At 51.0% G+C, this 16821-nt stretch carries 14 protein-coding genes; 4 read left to right on the forward strand and 10 right to left on the reverse strand.

Translation table 11 applies throughout. The features are described 5' to 3' along the window. A partial coding sequence (locus tag OCV81_RS16110; protein WP_148330917.1) for an ATP-binding protein occupies positions 1 to 1076 on the reverse strand: 1076 nt, incomplete at its 3' end. A gap of 444 nt (positions 1077 to 1520) precedes the next feature. Here OCV81_RS16110 and OCV81_RS16115 point away from each other — a divergent pair. After that, complete coding sequence (locus OCV81_RS16115; protein WP_022354617.1) at positions 1521 to 2009, forward strand: hypothetical protein; 489 nt, start codon at positions 1521 to 1523, stop codon at positions 2007 to 2009. 138 nt (positions 2010 to 2147) lie between these two features. On the opposite strand, the gene OCV81_RS16120 is transcribed toward OCV81_RS16115, so the two are convergent. The 8 genes from OCV81_RS16120 to OCV81_RS16155 all read right to left on the reverse strand — a co-directional run bounded on the left by OCV81_RS16120 (position 2148) and on the right by OCV81_RS16155 (position 12548). Beyond that, positions 2148 to 5804 (reverse strand): ATP-binding protein, encoded by a 3657-nt coding sequence (locus OCV81_RS16120; RefSeq protein ID WP_148330918.1) that lies wholly within the window; start codon positions 5802 to 5804, stop codon positions 2148 to 2150. Beyond that, positions 5788 to 6378, reverse strand: coding sequence for a condensin complex protein MksE (locus OCV81_RS16125; protein ID WP_148330919.1), 591 nt, complete (start codon positions 6376 to 6378; stop codon positions 5788 to 5790). The genes OCV81_RS16120 and OCV81_RS16125 overlap by 17 nt, the downstream gene beginning before the upstream one ends. A gap of 28 nt (positions 6379 to 6406) precedes the next feature. Next, entirely contained in the window at positions 6407 to 7642 is a 1236-nt protein-coding gene (locus OCV81_RS16130) for a hypothetical protein (protein ID WP_148330920.1), read from the reverse strand. 242 nt (positions 7643 to 7884) lie between these two features. Further along, positions 7885 to 9522 (reverse strand): B12-binding domain-containing radical SAM protein, encoded by a 1638-nt coding sequence (locus OCV81_RS16135; RefSeq protein ID WP_148330921.1) that lies wholly within the window; start codon positions 9520 to 9522, stop codon positions 7885 to 7887. A 130-nt stretch (positions 9523 to 9652) separates the two neighbouring features. After that, the gene (locus tag OCV81_RS16140) at positions 9653 to 10591 is read right to left on the reverse strand and encodes a ribose-phosphate pyrophosphokinase (protein WP_022353719.1); all 939 of its coding nucleotides are present in this window, start codon (positions 10589 to 10591) and stop codon (positions 9653 to 9655) included. A 91-nt stretch (positions 10592 to 10682) separates the two neighbouring features. Further along, positions 10683 to 11291, reverse strand: coding sequence for a thiamine phosphate synthase (locus OCV81_RS16145; RefSeq protein ID WP_148330922.1), 609 nt, complete (start codon positions 11289 to 11291; stop codon positions 10683 to 10685). 96 nt (positions 11292 to 11387) lie between these two features. After that, complete coding sequence (locus OCV81_RS16150; protein WP_148330923.1) at positions 11388 to 11669, reverse strand: hypothetical protein; 282 nt, start codon at positions 11667 to 11669, stop codon at positions 11388 to 11390. A 174-nt stretch (positions 11670 to 11843) separates the two neighbouring features. Next, on the reverse strand, positions 11844 to 12548 hold the full coding sequence (locus OCV81_RS16155; protein ID WP_148330924.1) for a hypothetical protein: 705 nt from the start codon (positions 12546 to 12548) through the stop codon (positions 11844 to 11846). A gap of 124 nt (positions 12549 to 12672) precedes the next feature. Between OCV81_RS16155 and OCV81_RS16160 the strand changes: the two genes are divergently transcribed. Further along, positions 12673 to 13128, forward strand: coding sequence for a macro domain-containing protein (locus OCV81_RS16160; RefSeq protein ID WP_148330925.1), 456 nt, complete (start codon positions 12673 to 12675; stop codon positions 13126 to 13128). 193 nt (positions 13129 to 13321) lie between these two features. Here the strand turns inward: OCV81_RS16160 and OCV81_RS16165 are convergent, their stop codons facing one another. Then, complete coding sequence (locus OCV81_RS16165) at positions 13322 to 13762, reverse strand: hypothetical protein (RefSeq protein ID WP_148330926.1); 441 nt, start codon at positions 13760 to 13762, stop codon at positions 13322 to 13324. Between the two features lie 190 nt (positions 13763 to 13952). On the opposite strand from OCV81_RS16165, the gene OCV81_RS16170 reads away from it, so the two are divergent. Both OCV81_RS16170 and OCV81_RS16175 read left to right on the forward strand, forming a co-directional pair. Further along, positions 13953 to 16070 carry a porin family protein gene (locus OCV81_RS16170; protein WP_148330927.1) on the forward strand — a complete coding sequence of 706 codons (2118 nt, stop codon included), beginning with the start codon at positions 13953 to 13955 and terminating at the stop codon, positions 16068 to 16070. Between the two features lie 139 nt (positions 16071 to 16209). Continuing rightward, positions 16210 to 16482 carry an outer membrane beta-barrel protein gene (locus OCV81_RS16175; RefSeq protein ID WP_148330928.1) on the forward strand — a complete coding sequence of 91 codons (273 nt, stop codon included), beginning with the start codon at positions 16210 to 16212 and terminating at the stop codon, positions 16480 to 16482. The last annotated feature ends 339 nt before the right edge of the window (positions 16483 to 16821 follow it).

A 16821-nucleotide genomic window follows, 5' to 3' on the forward strand; every position in this document is an offset into this window, starting at 1 on the left:
AAGTCGAGCAGGAACTTGTTCATGCGCATGTTGTATCCCTTGATGGTGAGGTATCCGCTCTGGAAAATCATGGGCAGGGGCTGTTCCACATCCGCCTTGTAGTCGATGAACTCCTCCGGGCGGTAGTATTTTCCGGTGAGCTCGTTGAGGTTTTCGTTGAAATGGGTGAGGAGCCGGATGAGGTAAGTGGGTGTACCGGAACGGAACCAGTAATCACCTAAGGTGTTTTTTTTCATGGCGTTGAGCAGACTGAAAGGATTGTACATATCCGTCATCCGCTTGCTGAAATGATACCCGTCGTATTGCAGTTTCAGTTGTAGTTTCATTTCTTCCGGCGTGCAGCCATATTCCGCGGCCATGTCAGTGATGGGCTGGGGAAAATAGTGTTCCAGCTCCTCCTGGGTCACTCCGCAGAGAGTCTCGTAATGTATGTCCATACTGATGTCATCCGGCTGGTTGAACCCGCTGAACACACTCACCTGCGAGAACTTGGTTACTCCCGTCAGCAGGACAAACTGCAGGTGTGCATCGGCTCCCTTAAACACAGAGTAGAAGGCCTTCAGCACGTTGCGGTGTCGGTCCTCCAGGCCGGTATCCACATCGAGTACATCCAGAATCGGTTTGTCGTATTCATCGATCAGTACCACGGCCCGTCGTCCGGTCTGCTCATGCGCCGTGCGGAGCACCTTGATAAACCGTCCTCCCACGTCCAGCCGGTCGGCTTCGGAAGTCAGTCCATAGCGGATTTCCCAATCGGATACGTAATCCTCCAGCCGTTCTTCCAGCACACCTGCCTGGGTGAAGTTGGAGCCGTTGAAGTCCACATGAAACACGGGATATACATTCCAGTCCTTTTCCAACTGGTCTATCTTTAGTCCCTTGAACAGCTCCTTGTGTCCCAGGAAATAGTGCTCCAGTGTGGACACCAGCAGACTTTTTCCGAAGCGTCTCGGGCGGCTTAGAAAATAGATTTTTCCTTCATGGGTCAGTTGATAGACCAAGTCAGTCTTGTCGATATAGACGTATCCGTCTTCGATAATCTGGTCAAAGCTCTGTATTCCGATAGGGTACTTCATGGGGCGAATGAATAATTAAGAATGAATAATGAATACTTTTTTCAAAGATAGTGCAAACCGAGCGAAGCGGCAAGCGGAAAAGGAAGTTTTCCAGCTTGTGGTTCCGAGGTGCAGCCTATATTCTGGAAAGATAGTGCAAACCGAGCGAAGCGGCAAGCGGAAAACAAAGTTTTCCAGCCTGCGCTTCCGAGGTGCAGCCTATATTCTGGAAAGATAGTGCAAACCGAGTGAAGCAGCAAGCGGAAAAGGAAGTTTTCCAGCTTGTGGTTCCGAGATGCCGCCTATATTCTGGAAAGATAGTGCAAACCGAGCGAAGCAGCAAGCGGAAAAGAATTATACGCAACCTTTAAAAATTATTTCTAGACAAGAAATATGAATATTAGTTGTATTTCTTGAAGGAAATATTTAATTTTATGACGTTGAATAAATATAAAATTTTTTACTATGAAAAAATGTCTTATTGTTTGGCTCACTTTAGTAGTGAGTTTGTCGGTGCTTCCTTTCAGTGTAAATGCTTCAAGTAGCCGAAATGTGGAAATTACAACTCCTGACAGATCGTTGGAGGCAAAATTCTTAAAAGCCTACCGGTCGGGAGAGTATGTAGTAGTGGAAATGTTGTTTCAGAATGTTACCGATAAAGATTATTCCATGCGTGTATTTTTAGGAGATAATGTGGTGGTGTATGATGAGCTTGGAAATCAGTATACGGGAAACATATATGGTACATTCACGAAAGAAGGTAATCTTAGACTTTCTCCGCAGGTAGAGCTTCCTGCGGATATACCGGTGCGTTTCAGTCTGTATATTCAGAATGTGGCTAGTGATGTTCAATTTCTTCCTCGAATTAACTTGAATAATATTATTGCAATCAGGCCGGCAAGGTTTGCTTCCTCAAAATTAATTATAAAAAATATTTCTATTTCCGAGATGTAGGAAAAAATTGTAACATGTTCCTCGGAATGAAAAATGAAAACCTTACTCAGTGAATGGTAGCCATTTATCTGAGTAAGGTTTTCATTTTGGATTATAGCAGGTTGTCAATTCATGTTTGCCTGAGCCTGTTCTCTCTGCTTACAGCTTCTGGTCGGAGATGAGCCGGGCGATGCGCGTCTTGCTCTGTGCCCCCTTGGTGAGCAGGTACACGTGCTTGTAGGCATCGCGGTTCAGTTCCGTGGGCGAGCCGTTGATGAGGATGATGTTCCGGTCATTGGCAAACTTCAGGATACCGTTCACGTTGTTCGGGTGGAGCTTGCCGATTTCGTCCATCATGCAGTGCAGCTTGAAGTCCTTGAACTTGCGCGAAGCCCCTTCCTTGAACACGTTCAGCAGCATGATGTTGATCATGGCCTTCACCAGAATGTCCGTTCCTTCCGAGCCCACGTTCGAGAGTTTCTCCACGAAGCCCGTGTCGTTGTTGTTCTCGATGATGCGGAAACGCAACTCGAACGAATCGTACAGGCGGATGCTGTCGTAGCGGTAGGCATGAATCTCCTTGATGAAGTCGCGGAGCAGAGCGATGGCTTCCTGCTTCACCAGCTGCTCGTTTTCCGACGAGAAGAGGTTGGTGCCCGGCGCCAGGTCGTAGGCATGCTCGTTGTAGTATTTCTGGATGGCACGCAGGCTGTTCACCACGCGGTTGCTGCTCTCTTCCACCTTCATCTCGATGCACTGGATGACGCCCACGAAGTTGCACGTCTGGAATCCCTTGTTCACCTTGCCGATGAGGTCCTGGATGTCGTCTTCCGAAGCCGTCAGCATCGAGGTATCCATGCTGATGCGCTTGAAGATGTCGGAGTGCTCGTTGTTGATGCGGCGGACGAACTCGCTGATTTTGTTCTCTTCCACGAAGTCGTGCAGCTCCTCGGCAAAGCGGAGGTACTCCCAGTCCTCGGTAAACTTGGTCTTGAACTTGAAGGTGTTGTCTTCGTCGAAATGGCCGGTGAAGAGGTTCACTTCCTTGCGCAGGCGGTTCTGCAACGTCATGTACTGGCTGTCCGTACGGCCCAGCTCGTCAATCAGTTCCAGACAGGTACGCGGCGTGTGGATTTCCACCGTGACAGGGTGCTCCGGATTGAAAATGTCCTGATGCGGCTTGTACCAGTCGTAGGCCGGAATCTTGCCGTATGCCTCCAGGTTGGCCTGCAACTGTGTCACTTCCTGCTCGGCCTGCTGCAGTTCCTTGTGCAGGGCGTCAATCTGTTCCTGCAAGCCCGAAGTCTCCCGGCGCAGGTTGTCCTTTTCCTGACCAAGCTGACGCTTCTGTTCCTCCTGCTCACGTTTCCATTCCGGAATGTGGTCGATGAGGTCGCGCTTGTCTTTCTCGTACTCGATGAGGAGGGTGGCGTGCTCTTTGATGAACTGCAGTTCGCGGTCGATGTCGCGCAGCTGACTGCCAATCTGTTGCAGACGTTCGGTGTCGGCCCCCTGCGAGTGGAGTTCCTGCTTCATCTGGCGCTCGTATTCCGCCTTTTCCGTGGCGATGCGCTGCTGTTCCTCCTGGTCTTCCAGACGGATGCTGCCCGCTTGTGTTTCCTTCTCCCGGGCGATGTCCTGCTGCACCCGGTTCCATTCCTGCTTCAGCCGGTTCAGTTTCTCGCTCTTCTCGTGGTTCAGGTTGTTCAGCTTGCCGTCAATCTCTTGCAGTTCCGCGGCGATACGCTGCTTTTCTTCCTCCAGTTTCCGGAGCTTGGCGGCACGTTCGGCTTCCGCCTTCTTCTTCCAATCGTCCAGGTTGAGCATGTCTTTCTGGTACTGCTGTTCCAGTTTCTCCAGCTCGTATTCCTGCACCGAAATCACGTCTTTCTGTTCCTTGATGCGGGGTTGGTACTTGGCCTTCAGCTGTTCCTCCAAAGCCTCCTTTTCCTGTTGCAGGCGAAGGGTCTCGGCCTGGATTTCCGCCAGCCGCTTCACGCCCTTGTCGCGTTCCGCCTGATAGTCGTCGATGGAGCGGATGTGGCGTTCGATGTCCTGCAGGGAGATGGAGATGCCGTAGAACGACGTGCCCTCGTCCACAATCTTCGGCGAGAGGTTGGTCTGCCAGAGGATGGACTCGTCGCACAGTTTGCCGATGTTCTCTTCCCATCCTTTCTTGTGCTCTTTGAGCCAGCCTTGCAGGGTGCTCTTGCTGTTTTTCAGGAAGGTCTCCAATTCGTCCATGCGCGGGCGGAGCTGCAAGTGCTCGGCTTGCAGCTGCATCAGGGCCTCGTCTTTCTCCTTCAGTCCCTTCTGCAATTCCTCTTCCCACTTCAGGGTGAGTTCCTTGATGACGAGCTGGGCGTTGTTGATGCGGTTCTTCTTGCTCATGTGCAGGCCCGTGTACGACTGGATGCGGTGTTTCAGTTCCTCCTGCTCGGCTTCGAAGAAGGTTTCCTTGCGGCACAGCTGCATCTGGTAGTCGAGGGCGGTCAGTTCGTTCTGCTTGCCGCTGCGTTCCGGATGCAGTTGCTGGGAAAGCTGTTCGTACTCCTGATAGAGGGCTTCAGTGGCCGCTTCGTGCTGTCGGCGGGCTTCCTCGATGCGGGTGTTGAACGTGTTGTTCAGTCCCTCGAGCTGCTTGATTTTGGCCTCATGGATGCGGTTCCACTGCTCGTCGAGGCTCTGGATGAGCGACTTGTACTTGGTGGAGATTTCCGTATAGTGCGAGGTGAGGATGCGCTGTTCTTCCTGCAATCCCTGCTGCTTGTTTTTCCATTCTTCCTTGCGGGTCGCCCGTTCCTTGATTTCCTCAATCTGCCGGCGGGCATATTCTTTTTCCTTCTGCTGGGCCTTCTGCAGTTCGTTGTTCAGGATGGCCAGTGCCTCCTGCATCTTGTCGCAGCGCTGGCGAGACTGTTCCTGCAGTTCCTGACGGCGGGTGAGGAGGGCGGCACGTTCCTTTTCGGCTTTGCGCTTCCGTTCCTCGGCCTTGGGCAACTGGCTTTCGGTGAGGCGGAAGGTGGCGGCCAGTTCGCGGCAACCCTGTACGAGGGCCGTCTGCTGGCGGGCGACCTGTGCCGAGAGGGAGGTGATTTCCTTGGCCTGTTTCTGCGTCTCGCGCTTCTGGAACTCCTCGATGTCGCGCAGGCGGGTTTCGAAGTTCTTCAGGTGCTCCTTGTAGGTGTTCAGGTCGATGGCCGTCTCGTCTTCGTTGATGGATGAGATGATGGTTTTCTTGATGAATTCCGCGTCGAGCTTCGAGTTGAGGAGCACGTTCTGGATGGTGCGCGGGATGTTCTGGTATTGCTTGCTCTCCATGAGCGAGTAGCGGCTCATCTCGGGGCCTGCCCCGTTACCGTAGAGAATGTTACGGTATTCGTCGTAGGTATAGATGATGCGCGAGTAGTCTACGCCATACTGGTCGAGGGCGGCACGGATACGGTCGTTGCTGCTGTAGGCCGTGCGGTGCTCGTCGACGAAGAACTCCATGCGGTAGGGCGAGTCGATGAAACGGTAGCACACACGGCCCATCGACTTGAAGCTCAGGATGCAGAACGGGCCTTGCTCGGTGGCCACCTCGTAGATGATGTAGGAGTTGGAGTAGGGGAAATAATACTCCGTGTAGCTCTGCTTCTCCACGGGAATACCCAGCTTCTGGGTGTCGGCGTTGTAGAAAAACAGGATGGCGCGCAGGACGGTACTTTTTCCCACTCCCTGCGTACCGATGAAATGCACATTCCCGTCCAGGTAGATGTCGTCGGCGTAGGGAATGTTGGCGCTATTGATAAAGATGATTCTATTCAGGTTTCTCATTGTCTTCCGTTTCAGTGTCGTCGTAAATTTGGATACTTTCAATCAGGCGTTCCAGGTAGTGCCAGGAGCTCATCACCTTGTAGGTGTTGGTCTTCTCGTTCTCCAGCTCCAGGAAAGATTCCTTGGTGAGCTGGCGAATCATGTTGTCGAGCACGTCCTTGCGCACGTCCTTGTCGGAGAAATGCTTGCGCAGGCCGTCGAGCTTGTTTTGCAGCATCACGTTGATATTGGCCTCCACCAGAATCTGTTCGGGCTGGAAACGGAAGCCCGCGCCGAAGGTCTCGTCGTAGGTCTTGAACAGGTCGAGCACGTCAATCCAGTAGTAGGCACGCATGATTTTCTGTTCCAGCGTGGTACGCGGTTCTACCCGCGAGAAGTAAAAGTATTCGTTGCCCCGTTCCAGGGTGTAGCCGATTTGGGCGAAGTAGACCGACAGCGCCTCGAAATGCTCGTCTATCTGGTCGTACATGTCGCGCACGGCTTCGTTGCAGCTGTTCGAACTGATGAACTGTCCCTTCTGGAGGCAGTCGAACAAGGCCGCGGTATTGTCAGGTATTTGTATGTTCAGTTCCATAAGTCAAATGTATAGGGATGAATGAGGGTTACGAGTGCGCCGGGTAAATCTTGGCATACTCGTACTGGTGGTACAGGCCGAACTCCTCGCTGATGCGGAGACGGTTTTCGTAGAGCGACACCATCTGGCAGAACAAAGTGGTGCGTTCCTGCTCGTCCACCTCGCGGGCAAAGGTGTAGTGCATCAGGTAGTGGAAGAGGTCTTCTTCCGGAGCCGAGGCATCGTTCCAGCGGGCCTGCGCCTGTGCCTGAATATAGTCGCCCAAGGTCTCTTCCAGGTCGATGACCTCCTGGTACATGGCCGGCGATTCCATGTCTTCTTCGCTGAAGGCCCCCGCCTCGTGGCTGCGGATAATCTCGCGGTATTGCAGGTTGTGCAGCACCTTCAGGATGACGGGGCGTGCCTCGTCGGTACTCAGATAGGGCAGTGACAGCTTGAACGAAGACGGTACAGTGCCTTCCAGCAGCACGGAATGTTCCTTGTCGAGCACCTCCGAGAGGTTGCTTCGCGACCGCAGCTCGAACTGGTCCTGCAGGTACTTCACCTTCCGGATTTTCTCTACCAGTATCACCTGGCTCTTGATTTGGTTCAGGTAGTTGATGATGTCCTGCTGGGCCCGGATGAGGCTGTGGGCCGAGAGTTGGAGCTCACTGCGCAGTTCCAGCAGGATGCGGTTCAGCTCCTCGTCGGTAGCCTGCTGGAAAAACCGCCGTTCCTCGTGCAGGATGAGGTTTTCGGTGGTGTCAATCAGCTGCTGGATGTGAATCCGTTTCTTGTCGAGGTTCTCCAGCTTGGCAATCTTTATCTGGTAAGTCGGTTCGTGCTTGAAGGCATTGTCGATGCTGCTCTGCAGGTTCATGATGTTGCGGAGAGTGGTACGCGCAATCTTCTGGAACGTAATCTTGATGTTGCGCACATAACTCTCCTTGCGCGAGGCAATCTGCTCCTTCTCGTAGTAGTCCATCAGTTCGTGCAGATAAGCGATGTTCTCGTCGATGATGGCCGTGTTGATGTCCTCGTTCGCCTCGAGGAGCAGTTCGAAGAAGTCGAGAAAGCGGGCATCCAGTTCCACGAAGTTTCCGTTCTGACGGATGACTTCCTTCTCTATGAGCAGTTTCAACCGGTTTTCATCGTCCTTGAGCAGTGCCAGTGCGTCGGAATAACGGAAACTGAGCGTCTTTCGCTTCTCGAACATTTCCGTAAGCAGTCCCCTGGCCGCCGCAATGGTATTGATAATTTCGTGAATCGATCGGAATATATACATAGTCTAGTTGAAAATTCGGGCAAAGTTATAATTTGCCCGCCAATTTTCCTAATGTTCCGGGACGATTTTCCCCCTCTCTCGGGGTGCTTTTCAGGGAGTTTACAGACGGTTCTTGTCTTTTTTTGCCGATGCGAGTATGCTACGCTTGCCAAGGCTTGACCCGGTCTGTGGTCTTTCATGAACCGTATTCCGGCACGCTACGGACACGGGTAAGCGTATCGTATGGGGGCGAGAGGTGGTTTTTATTCCTCGCTCACGGCTGTAAACACCGGGCGGAGTTGCTGGCTTTCGGTCTCGAAGCCATACCAGTAGCAGCGTCCTTCTTCGGGGGCGGGGAGCCTGCACAGGCGGAGATTGTCACGGTAAGTGCCCGTGCAGACCGTCCACACTTCGGGCGGAGTGACGTGCTTCGTGCGTACCCGTTCGGCCGGTTCCTTCTTGAGCGACATGCCGGCCTCAATCCAGGCCCGGCTCATGGCCGTCAGGAAATGCGGATAGTGTGCCTTGCAGAACTGATAGAGCAGGATGCCCCGTCGTTCCAGTCCCATAGGCTGGTCGATGACCCCGATTTGAATCAGGTGATTCAGGAAGCGCGTCAGGAAGTCGGGTTCTTCCACAATCAGGCGGCGGGTGACTTCCTGCCAGGCCGTTGCGTTGTAGAATCCGTCGAGCAGGCGCGAAAGCTGGCGGGCGGTCTGTAACTCGTCGGGAGTGATTTCGCGGGTCTGAAGCACCTCGTAGGGCGGCAGGGGAGAGTAGCAGATGCCCAGTTCCTTGGCCCGGCGCCGCATCTCCGTGCCTGGCAGCAGCTTCAGCGATTCCAGCTGGATTTCTCCCGCACGGTATTCAGCCAGCGTACGTACGTCATCGAAAATCTGCGACAAGTGATAGAGCGGCAGCCCCGCAATCAGGTCGGCGTGCGTTTCCATGTTGTCCAGTGAGCAGAGGTAACGCAGTCCCTCCAAGGCGTCGGACAGTTTCCCGGCCCGTCGGCTGACGGTGAGCACCTCCTCGTGCAGGCTTTGGATGCCCGCCTCCAGGTGAAGCAGTCCCTTGGGCATGGAAGCCAGTTCCCGTTTCAGTTCCTCCGAAAGCAAGGCCGGATGGATTTCCAGGTGGAAACGCATGTCGGGAAACTCCCGGAAGAGGTCGAACAGGGCCTTGGCCCGGTGGCTCAGGTAGTTGAATGTGCGGTCGAGCACCCGGATGTTCCGGATACCCTTTTCGTGAATCAGTCGGACGCGGGCGCGGATGGCCTCGATGGACAGTGTGCGCACCGGTTTCTCTCCTCCACTCACGCAGAACGCGCAGGTATTGAAGCAGCCTCGGGTAGTCTCCAGTTGTACGAACGGTTTGGTCCAGTTGAAGAACGGACTTTGTTCGGGATTGACCAGCTTGTCGAACGTCCTGACGCGCGACAGCCCGTTGTCGTGGTAATGGCCTTCCGCATCCAGAAAGCAAAGCCCCGTGACCGCATCCCAGTCGTCCGGCTGTTGCCAGCGGGCGAGCCACTGCGGAAAAGTCTCTTCCCCCTCGCCCCGGAACACACAGTCGACAAAGCGGTTGGTACGCAGGAAGTCCTCGTTGGGCCCCAGAAACTCCGGACCGCCCAGTGCCACGACGCAGCGCGGCAGCATGGCCTTCACCCGGCTGAGCACGTGTATGAGCACCTCGTGGTTGAAGAGCCAGCAGGTAGCCGCCACGATATCGGGTGCATGGCGCACCACTTCCCCGGCCGTCATTCCCGGGTTTTCATTGATGGTAGCCGACACCACTCCCCACTCCAGGGAAGGGTCGTGCATCACTTGGGCATGCAGGGCCGGAAGCGCCAGTGAGGCATGCGCATACGAACTGTTCAGGTCGAGCCAGAGGATTTTCATGGGCAAAGAAAAATCAAGATAAAAGATGCGTAAAGACAAAGGAAAAGGATTTGCAAACCGATGCGGAAACCGGGCTGCAAATCCTTTATCGTATCAGACCATCTCTTGTGCAGAGTGTCCGGTTATATTTTTAAATCAGGTACTGTGAGCTGATAGATTCGTTCGACATCACGCGGCGGATGGTTTCAGCAAACATATCGGCGATAGACAGCTGTTTCACCTTTGCGCAACGCAGAGAGTAAGGTATACTGTCAGTGAATACCATTTCTTCCAGCTGAGAGTTCTGTACACGTTCAGAAGCCGGACCCGACATGACACAATGAGAAGCGATGGCACGTACCGAGCGGGCACCTGCTTCCTTCATGATGTCGGCAGCCTTGGTGATGGTACCGGCTGTATCCACCATGTCGTCAATCAGGATGACGTTCTTGTCTTTCACGTCACCGATAATCTGCATGGAAGCTACCACGTTGGCTTTTTCACGTGTCTTGTGGCACAATACCAAAGGCACATCCAGGTATTTTGCGTAAGTGCTGGCACGCTTTGAACCACCCACGTCGGGCGTAGCGATAACCAGGTTTTCCAGGTTCAGTGACTGGATATAAGGAGCAAAAATAGTAGATGCATACAAGTGGTCTACCGGAATATCGAAGAAACCCTGAATCTGGTCAGCGTGCAAGTCCATGGTAATCAGACGGTCGATACCTGCCACGCTCAGCAAGTCGGCTACCAGTTTCGCACCGATAGATACACGCGGTTTGTCCTTGCGGTCCTGACGAGCCCATCCGAAGTAAGGAACGACGGCAATGATGCTCTTGGCAGATGCACGCTTGGCAGCGTCAATCATCAGCAGGAGTTCCATCAGGTTGTCGGAGTTGGGGAAAGTGGACTGTACCAGAAATACATGCTGTCCACGGATGGATTCTTCATAAGAAACGGCAAACTCGCCGTCCGCGAAGTGAGTAATGTTCATGTTACCAAGTTCACAGCCCAAGCTGTTACAGATTTTTTCTGCAAGGTATCTCGAGTTTGTTCCGGAGAATACCTTAAAAGGTGATTTTGCGCTCATTGTAAAATAGATAATATTGCCTTATTTTCTGCAAAAGTACGCCATTTCTTTAAGCCGGACAAACGTTTCCGGCAGAAAATTCATCGGCGGCTCAGTCGGCCAGCCGTTTCAATTTCCTGAAATGAGCGATAAGTTCCTGATAATTGTAGTCAGAAGCCGGGTTGAATTTGTTCCAGAGTCCGCCCAGGATGGCAGCCCCTCCGAAGCCGAAGTCTTTTACCTGGAGGATATTGTCCTCGTCCACACCTCCCAGGGCAATCACCCGCTTGTCGATGATTCCTTTGGCAGCCGCCTCACGGATTTCTTCGGACGTGAATCCAGCCTGGTATCCTTCCTTGGAGATACTGTCGAATATCGGACTGAGGAATACGTAGTCGCACATCTTCTTGTCGGCGATGACCTCCTCGAAGGTATGACACGATGCGCTCACGTGTCCCGAATAATTGTCGGGCACAATCGGGTTGCGGTGGCTCAGGTGGATGCCCTTGAGCTTGTACTCCTCCTTCAGGTAGAAGTGGTCGTGTACGACGATACGTTTATGGTATTTTTCGGGAATGAGGGTGAGCAGACGTTCCGCATAAACCGGCGCTGTGTCGGGCTTACGCAGGTGGAGAATGTCCAGTCCCTCGTCAAACAGAGTGGTGATTATCTTGTCCTCCTCTACGAAATAGGTAGGGGTTGTTATCAAAATTAACTTCATGCGATTACACAAATTGTGGCGCAAATTTAGTAACCTCTTTGTAATATTCCTAATGCCCGTGGATATTTATTTTTGTAGGGGCTGGGAATCAATTGGTTATCGGAGAAAGATTCCTAAAAGCAGAATAAGAAACAAGGCAATCAGCCCCACATACAGGGTGATTCTGAAGGTCTGTTTGCGGTCGGCCTGTTCTTTTTCCTGTGTCTGTTTCTTTATCTTCTCCAGTTTTTCCACGGAAAGAGTTGGAGGGATTTCCGTGTGGCGGCATTCGCCCATTCGCCGGCGCGTTTCTTTCATACGCTCCCGGCAGCGTTGACGGAGTTCCCTGTTTTCCTTGTCCCTCCGCATCATGTCGTGGATGCATCCTAGTGTTCCCATGGCGATGATAATATACCTTGAAATGAAGTCTGAGTTCCTGTAAAGATACGATTATTGTCGCAAAGTGCGAGTGGTTATTCTGCTGTTTTTCCCTTTCGTATTGTCATTCGTCTGCCGTTGCTGAGCGGCATTGATATGCCGGAACATGCTATGGGAGGGAAAACGGAAGGTAAATCATATTGCATAAAGCTCAAGCAGGTCGTAAGCCAGTTTGGGAATCCGTTTCCTTGTTTCACGGTCTATTCCTTGAAGATGCTGCAATGACTCTTTCAATTCGATATAGACAGGATGGTGAATCTGGCCTAGGTTGTAATCTCCTTGTCTTAACTCTGTTTCGAGTTCGGTCTGCAATTGCTTCTTGTCGGCTTTCAGGTGGGAAATATACTCCAGTCCTCGGAGCACCAAAGGATTGCTTTTCAGGTTCTGCATTTGTTTGTCGAAGAATTGCAGACCGTATTTCCGGCAATCGTCAAAAATTTCCTCTACCGCTCTTTCCGTACCCAGGACGCGTCCATTATGAAGATAGCAGGACTTTTCGAGAGGGAGAGTCTTGGTTTGATTCTTATAGAATTTCAGGCACTCTGTAGGATTGATGAGGCTGGAAGAGTAATTCTGTTCAAAGATTTTTTGCCGGTTGAGGAAAGAGCCCATATTGCAATCCATCGTATGCCCTTTTAGGGAAAACTGGATGCAGATGATTTCGGCCACTTCCATGCCAAGGACAGAGCGCTCCCGTTGGAAGTAATATCCTTTTTTATACATGAGATACTTAAAGTCGGGCAGGAACCTGGCTGCAGTGCGGATAAGAATTTCTTTTATTTCGCCGGGTTTTAATTCGCTGCTGTTGTCCGATTGCTGGAAAAGACGAGTCAGTTTCATGATGGTGTGCAGGGTGAAAGGGTATACATAAATTCCAAATTTCCAGAATAATAAAAAAGTGGTTGGATGAGATGGTTTGTCAATAATTTCCTATCTTTGTTTAAAAGCAAAAATAAAGAAAATTATGATTAGGTACATAGAAAAGGGAGATATATTTCGGATAAAGGAAGTGAAGAGTTATGCACATGGATGTAATTGCGTAGGAGCCATGGGCAAAGGCATTGCAGTGCAATTTAAGGATCGATTTCCCGACATGTATCTTGAATACAGAACGTTGTGCGAGGAAGGAAAGTTTCGTCCGGGAGATGTGTTTGACTATGATTATGGAGACGGACATATATACAATCTGGGTACTGAGGCCGCGTGGTGGACGCATGCTAAGATAGAGTATATCGAAAAGTCGTTGGCCTGTATGCTGGAATTGGCAGTCCGAAATCACGTAACGGCCATTGCCTTGCCTGCCATCGGTGCGGGATTGGGAGGACTGAAGTGGGATGATGTGAAAAAGGTGATTGACAAGGTGGCAAGCGGTTATCCGGAAGTAGACTTGTATGTGGTAGAAACATATCAGCCCGAATAGTCCCTTTGTAAATCACAGGATATTCGGGTGATAGTCAGGTTCTTAGTAAAATAGGATGAATGCGAAGATGCACAACTTGAAGGAAACCTTGAAAAGATGGCCTGTCAAGATAGACCGGCCTGAGGAATCGCCTTTGGGCATTGTAGACTTTTTGCCAAAGACAGCCGCACGGTCTATCGGATTGGTGTCAACTTCAGTGACGAGCTGTGGAACATTCAGGAGGTGAAGGTAGAAGCGCGATGAGTTTTTCCCCATCTTTCGCATACAGATAGACCTTCTTTCCTTTCTGGAGGGTCAGGCATACGTTGTACCATCCATGGCGCACATTGAACTGAGTGGAGTCATAATGCACTGCTTGTACGATATCGTGTAAGACCAGCGCCTTCAGAAGGACGTAAGGAGTACGTATCTGCAGTATGTCCTTCCCTACGACGTAATAAGTGCGGCTGTGCATCCAGCTGATGAGAATTCCGCTCAGCATATAGGATGAATAAGGATACAGGAAGTCTGCTTCCTCCTTAGGGGATTGGGTGATTAGGTTCAGGAGGCAATAGAATATCAGTCCTCCGAGGACCCACCACAGGATGATGTAGCCTCCATACATCCATCTGTTTTTAAGTCTGAAATTTTCCATCTTGTGCGGAGTGAGAATTATTTATTGTATAATGACAAATATAAAAGAAACAGACGGAAAAGTGTTCCAATGCCTGTTCTTTTATTGTAAAATTAGAGTTTTTTCAGAATGTGGTATGACACGTGACTATCATACAACAATTTTCCTTATTTTTGTTGTTGAGAAGCAGATTGTTACACTACACTCAGATATGACAGAAAAAACACAGAAAGCCTTTTGGGGGGTGATGATGTGCCTGATAGGCATTCTCCCCATAAAAGGCGTAAGCCAGACACGCGACAGCCTGTCTACCATCGAGATGAAGGAAGTGGTGGTGAAAGCCCGGATGCACCGTACTGATGCCTCCTCTTCCACTTTCACTCCGACAGCCCGCCAGAAAACTTCCGCACAAAATGCGATAGACCTTCTGAAGCAGCTCGCCATCCCTCAAATCAACATTAACCTGATGGACAATACGGTCACCACGCCTAGCGGACAGAGTGTAGCCATCTACATCAACTATATTCCTGCTTCGGCAGAAGAAATGGAGGGAATATCCACTTCCGATGTGCGACGGGTGGAATACCTCGACTTTCCGGCCGACCCGCGTTTCCAGGGAAAGGAACATGTGGTCAATTTCATTGTACAGCAATACGAATACGGAGGCTATACCAAGGCCACCTTGAATGAAAACTTTCTGATAGGCAAACTCTCAAGCCGGGCTTCGGTCTACTCCAAGTTCGTGCATAAACGGATGACCTACGATTTGTATGCGGGGGCTTCCAACCACGATATCAGCCATTCGGGCAATTCCGTTTCGGGAATCTACAGTCTGCAGAATGAAGCGGGAGAAGCCTATCGGATGACCCGAAACGAAACACTGGAGAGTGCCCGCCTCAAGTACAACCAGTATCCGGTCACGTTCCGGACCATCTACGACACCGACAAAATGCAGATAGCCAATACCGTCGGTTTCAATTTTGAACAGACTCCACTGTCGGAAACGAAGGGCATACTGTCGTTTGTTCCCCGACAGAACACCGATTATTCTTATTATAAAAACGAGCCGTCCACCAGCCGTTATTTTGTCTGGTCGGGTAACTATTATTTCATCCTTCCCCGCGGTTTTGATCTCAGCGTATCGCCGGGCATGAATTATGGTCACACGAATTATTCGTATCTTTATCAGACTTCATTGCCGGGCAGTTCCCGCATTGCGAACATTTCAAGGGAGGATGTCTGGCAGTTCCGGGGAAGTGCCACGTTGTTCAAGAAGATAGCCGACAAGCAGAGTGCCTTCTTGCGGGCATGGTTTGGCTCGACTTCCAACGATGTGAGCTATTCCGGTACATCGCCCTACGATAACGATTTTTCAGACACCTATGCCGGTGCCGCGTTGGGCTATAATTTCTCGAATGCCCGATGGAACGTCCGGGCCGATGCCGCTCTGCAGTGGGAAAAGAACCAGATTAACGACCAGTCTGTGGCGGAAGTTTATCCGCTGCTGAACTTGTCTGCAGGTTTCTCTCCCTCACAAAAACATTCGTTCCGTACGTTCTTCCATTTCGGGGCAAACTATCCCGGGGCCAGTGAAAAGACGCCGAACGTCCTTCAGCAGAACGAGCTGATGTACTATACGGGAAATCCCACCATCGGCCTTTCCCGACAAGTGACCTTCAACCTGTCCTACAACTGGATACCGACGAGCGCCTTCTCTGCTTCGGCATTTATGCAGTACTTTGGCGAATATGACCTGTATGTGCCGGTTTACCAGACTTATCAGGACGGTAAGGCCCTGCTCCGTACGTTTGAGACGGATGGGGCATACAACCGGACACAGATAGGCCTTTCGTTCAATTACAGACTGCTCAACGGGAAGCTGCAACTGGCGGCCTCTCCCTCGGTCTCCTTCTATCGCATGACGGGACTTTTCGACATTTCGCGGTCCCCGTTCTACTGCAATGCCTCTGCCACTTATTATTTGGGTGATTTTTATTTTCAGGCAGCCTATCAGACCCGAAGCCTTACGGTACAGGGCAACCGGGGCGTAATCTATAAGGACCGTGATTTCTATCAGGTTCTGGCCGGATGGAGCCGTTCCAACTGGAACATCCGTGTCAGCGGAATGAACCTGCTCCGGAAGGACTGGCTGTGTGCCACGAATCTGTTGTCGACTTCTCTCTATTCCGAAACCCAGCTTGTGGAGGGCAACAACTTTCATCAGCGTCTGAATCTGTCGGTCACTTATACATTCGGATACGGCAAGAAGGTGAAACGAGGGAACGAGGTCGGCGAGCAGTCGGGGGCGGCGTCTGCCATTATGAGATAGTGTGATAAAGGGAGAATTTTTTTGCATAGAATCTGCGGTTTCTCCCTATTTAAATTCCCCGGAATTTGTATCTTTACATGCCAATGCCCATTTTCCGATAGCGGTTTAAGTATCATGGTAGAAAAAGAAATCTTCAAAGATGCAAGGCAGTTACCGTATTCAGCCGATAGGTTCTGTCAATGCAACCCTGCGCTATACCTTTGCCGGAGACAAAGCCATGATTCAACTGAAAGGAACCGATATTTTTAATGGATATAACCATTTCAATATGAAAGTGCGCAACGGGGCGCAGCATCTTGATATGGGTGTGGCAAACTATCAGCGCGGTATTACCCTGTCGTTCAGCTATAAGTTCGGCGGATATACCAAGAAAGAATCAAAAAATGTAGACACCTCCCGGTTTGGTTTGTAACGGTCTGTTTGGCGGTGAAAAATTCTACCCATAGAACCGGTCAACGCTATTGGTAGAACCGGTCAACGCTACCGCATGAGATGACCAACGCTTGCGGTAGCGTTTTGAGGGGGGATGAGCGTAGACGATATTCCTTTGGAAATGAATCAAAAGCAAAATACTCATGTTTAGGTATTGCGCCTGCCCGAAATCACCTTTTAATACCTAAGAGTGGGTATTGCCGTAGCTGTGGGCGATTCGTACTTTTGTAAACCCTTAATTCCGCAACACTATTACAAATATAACTTTTTAAGTACCTGAGCAACAAAAAGTTGCTCAGGATTTTGCCATGTCAGATTT

The organism is Phocaeicola fibrisolvens, from assembly GCF_025567125.1.
Lineage (GTDB): Bacteria > Bacteroidota > Bacteroidia > Bacteroidales > Bacteroidaceae > Phocaeicola > Phocaeicola fibrisolvens.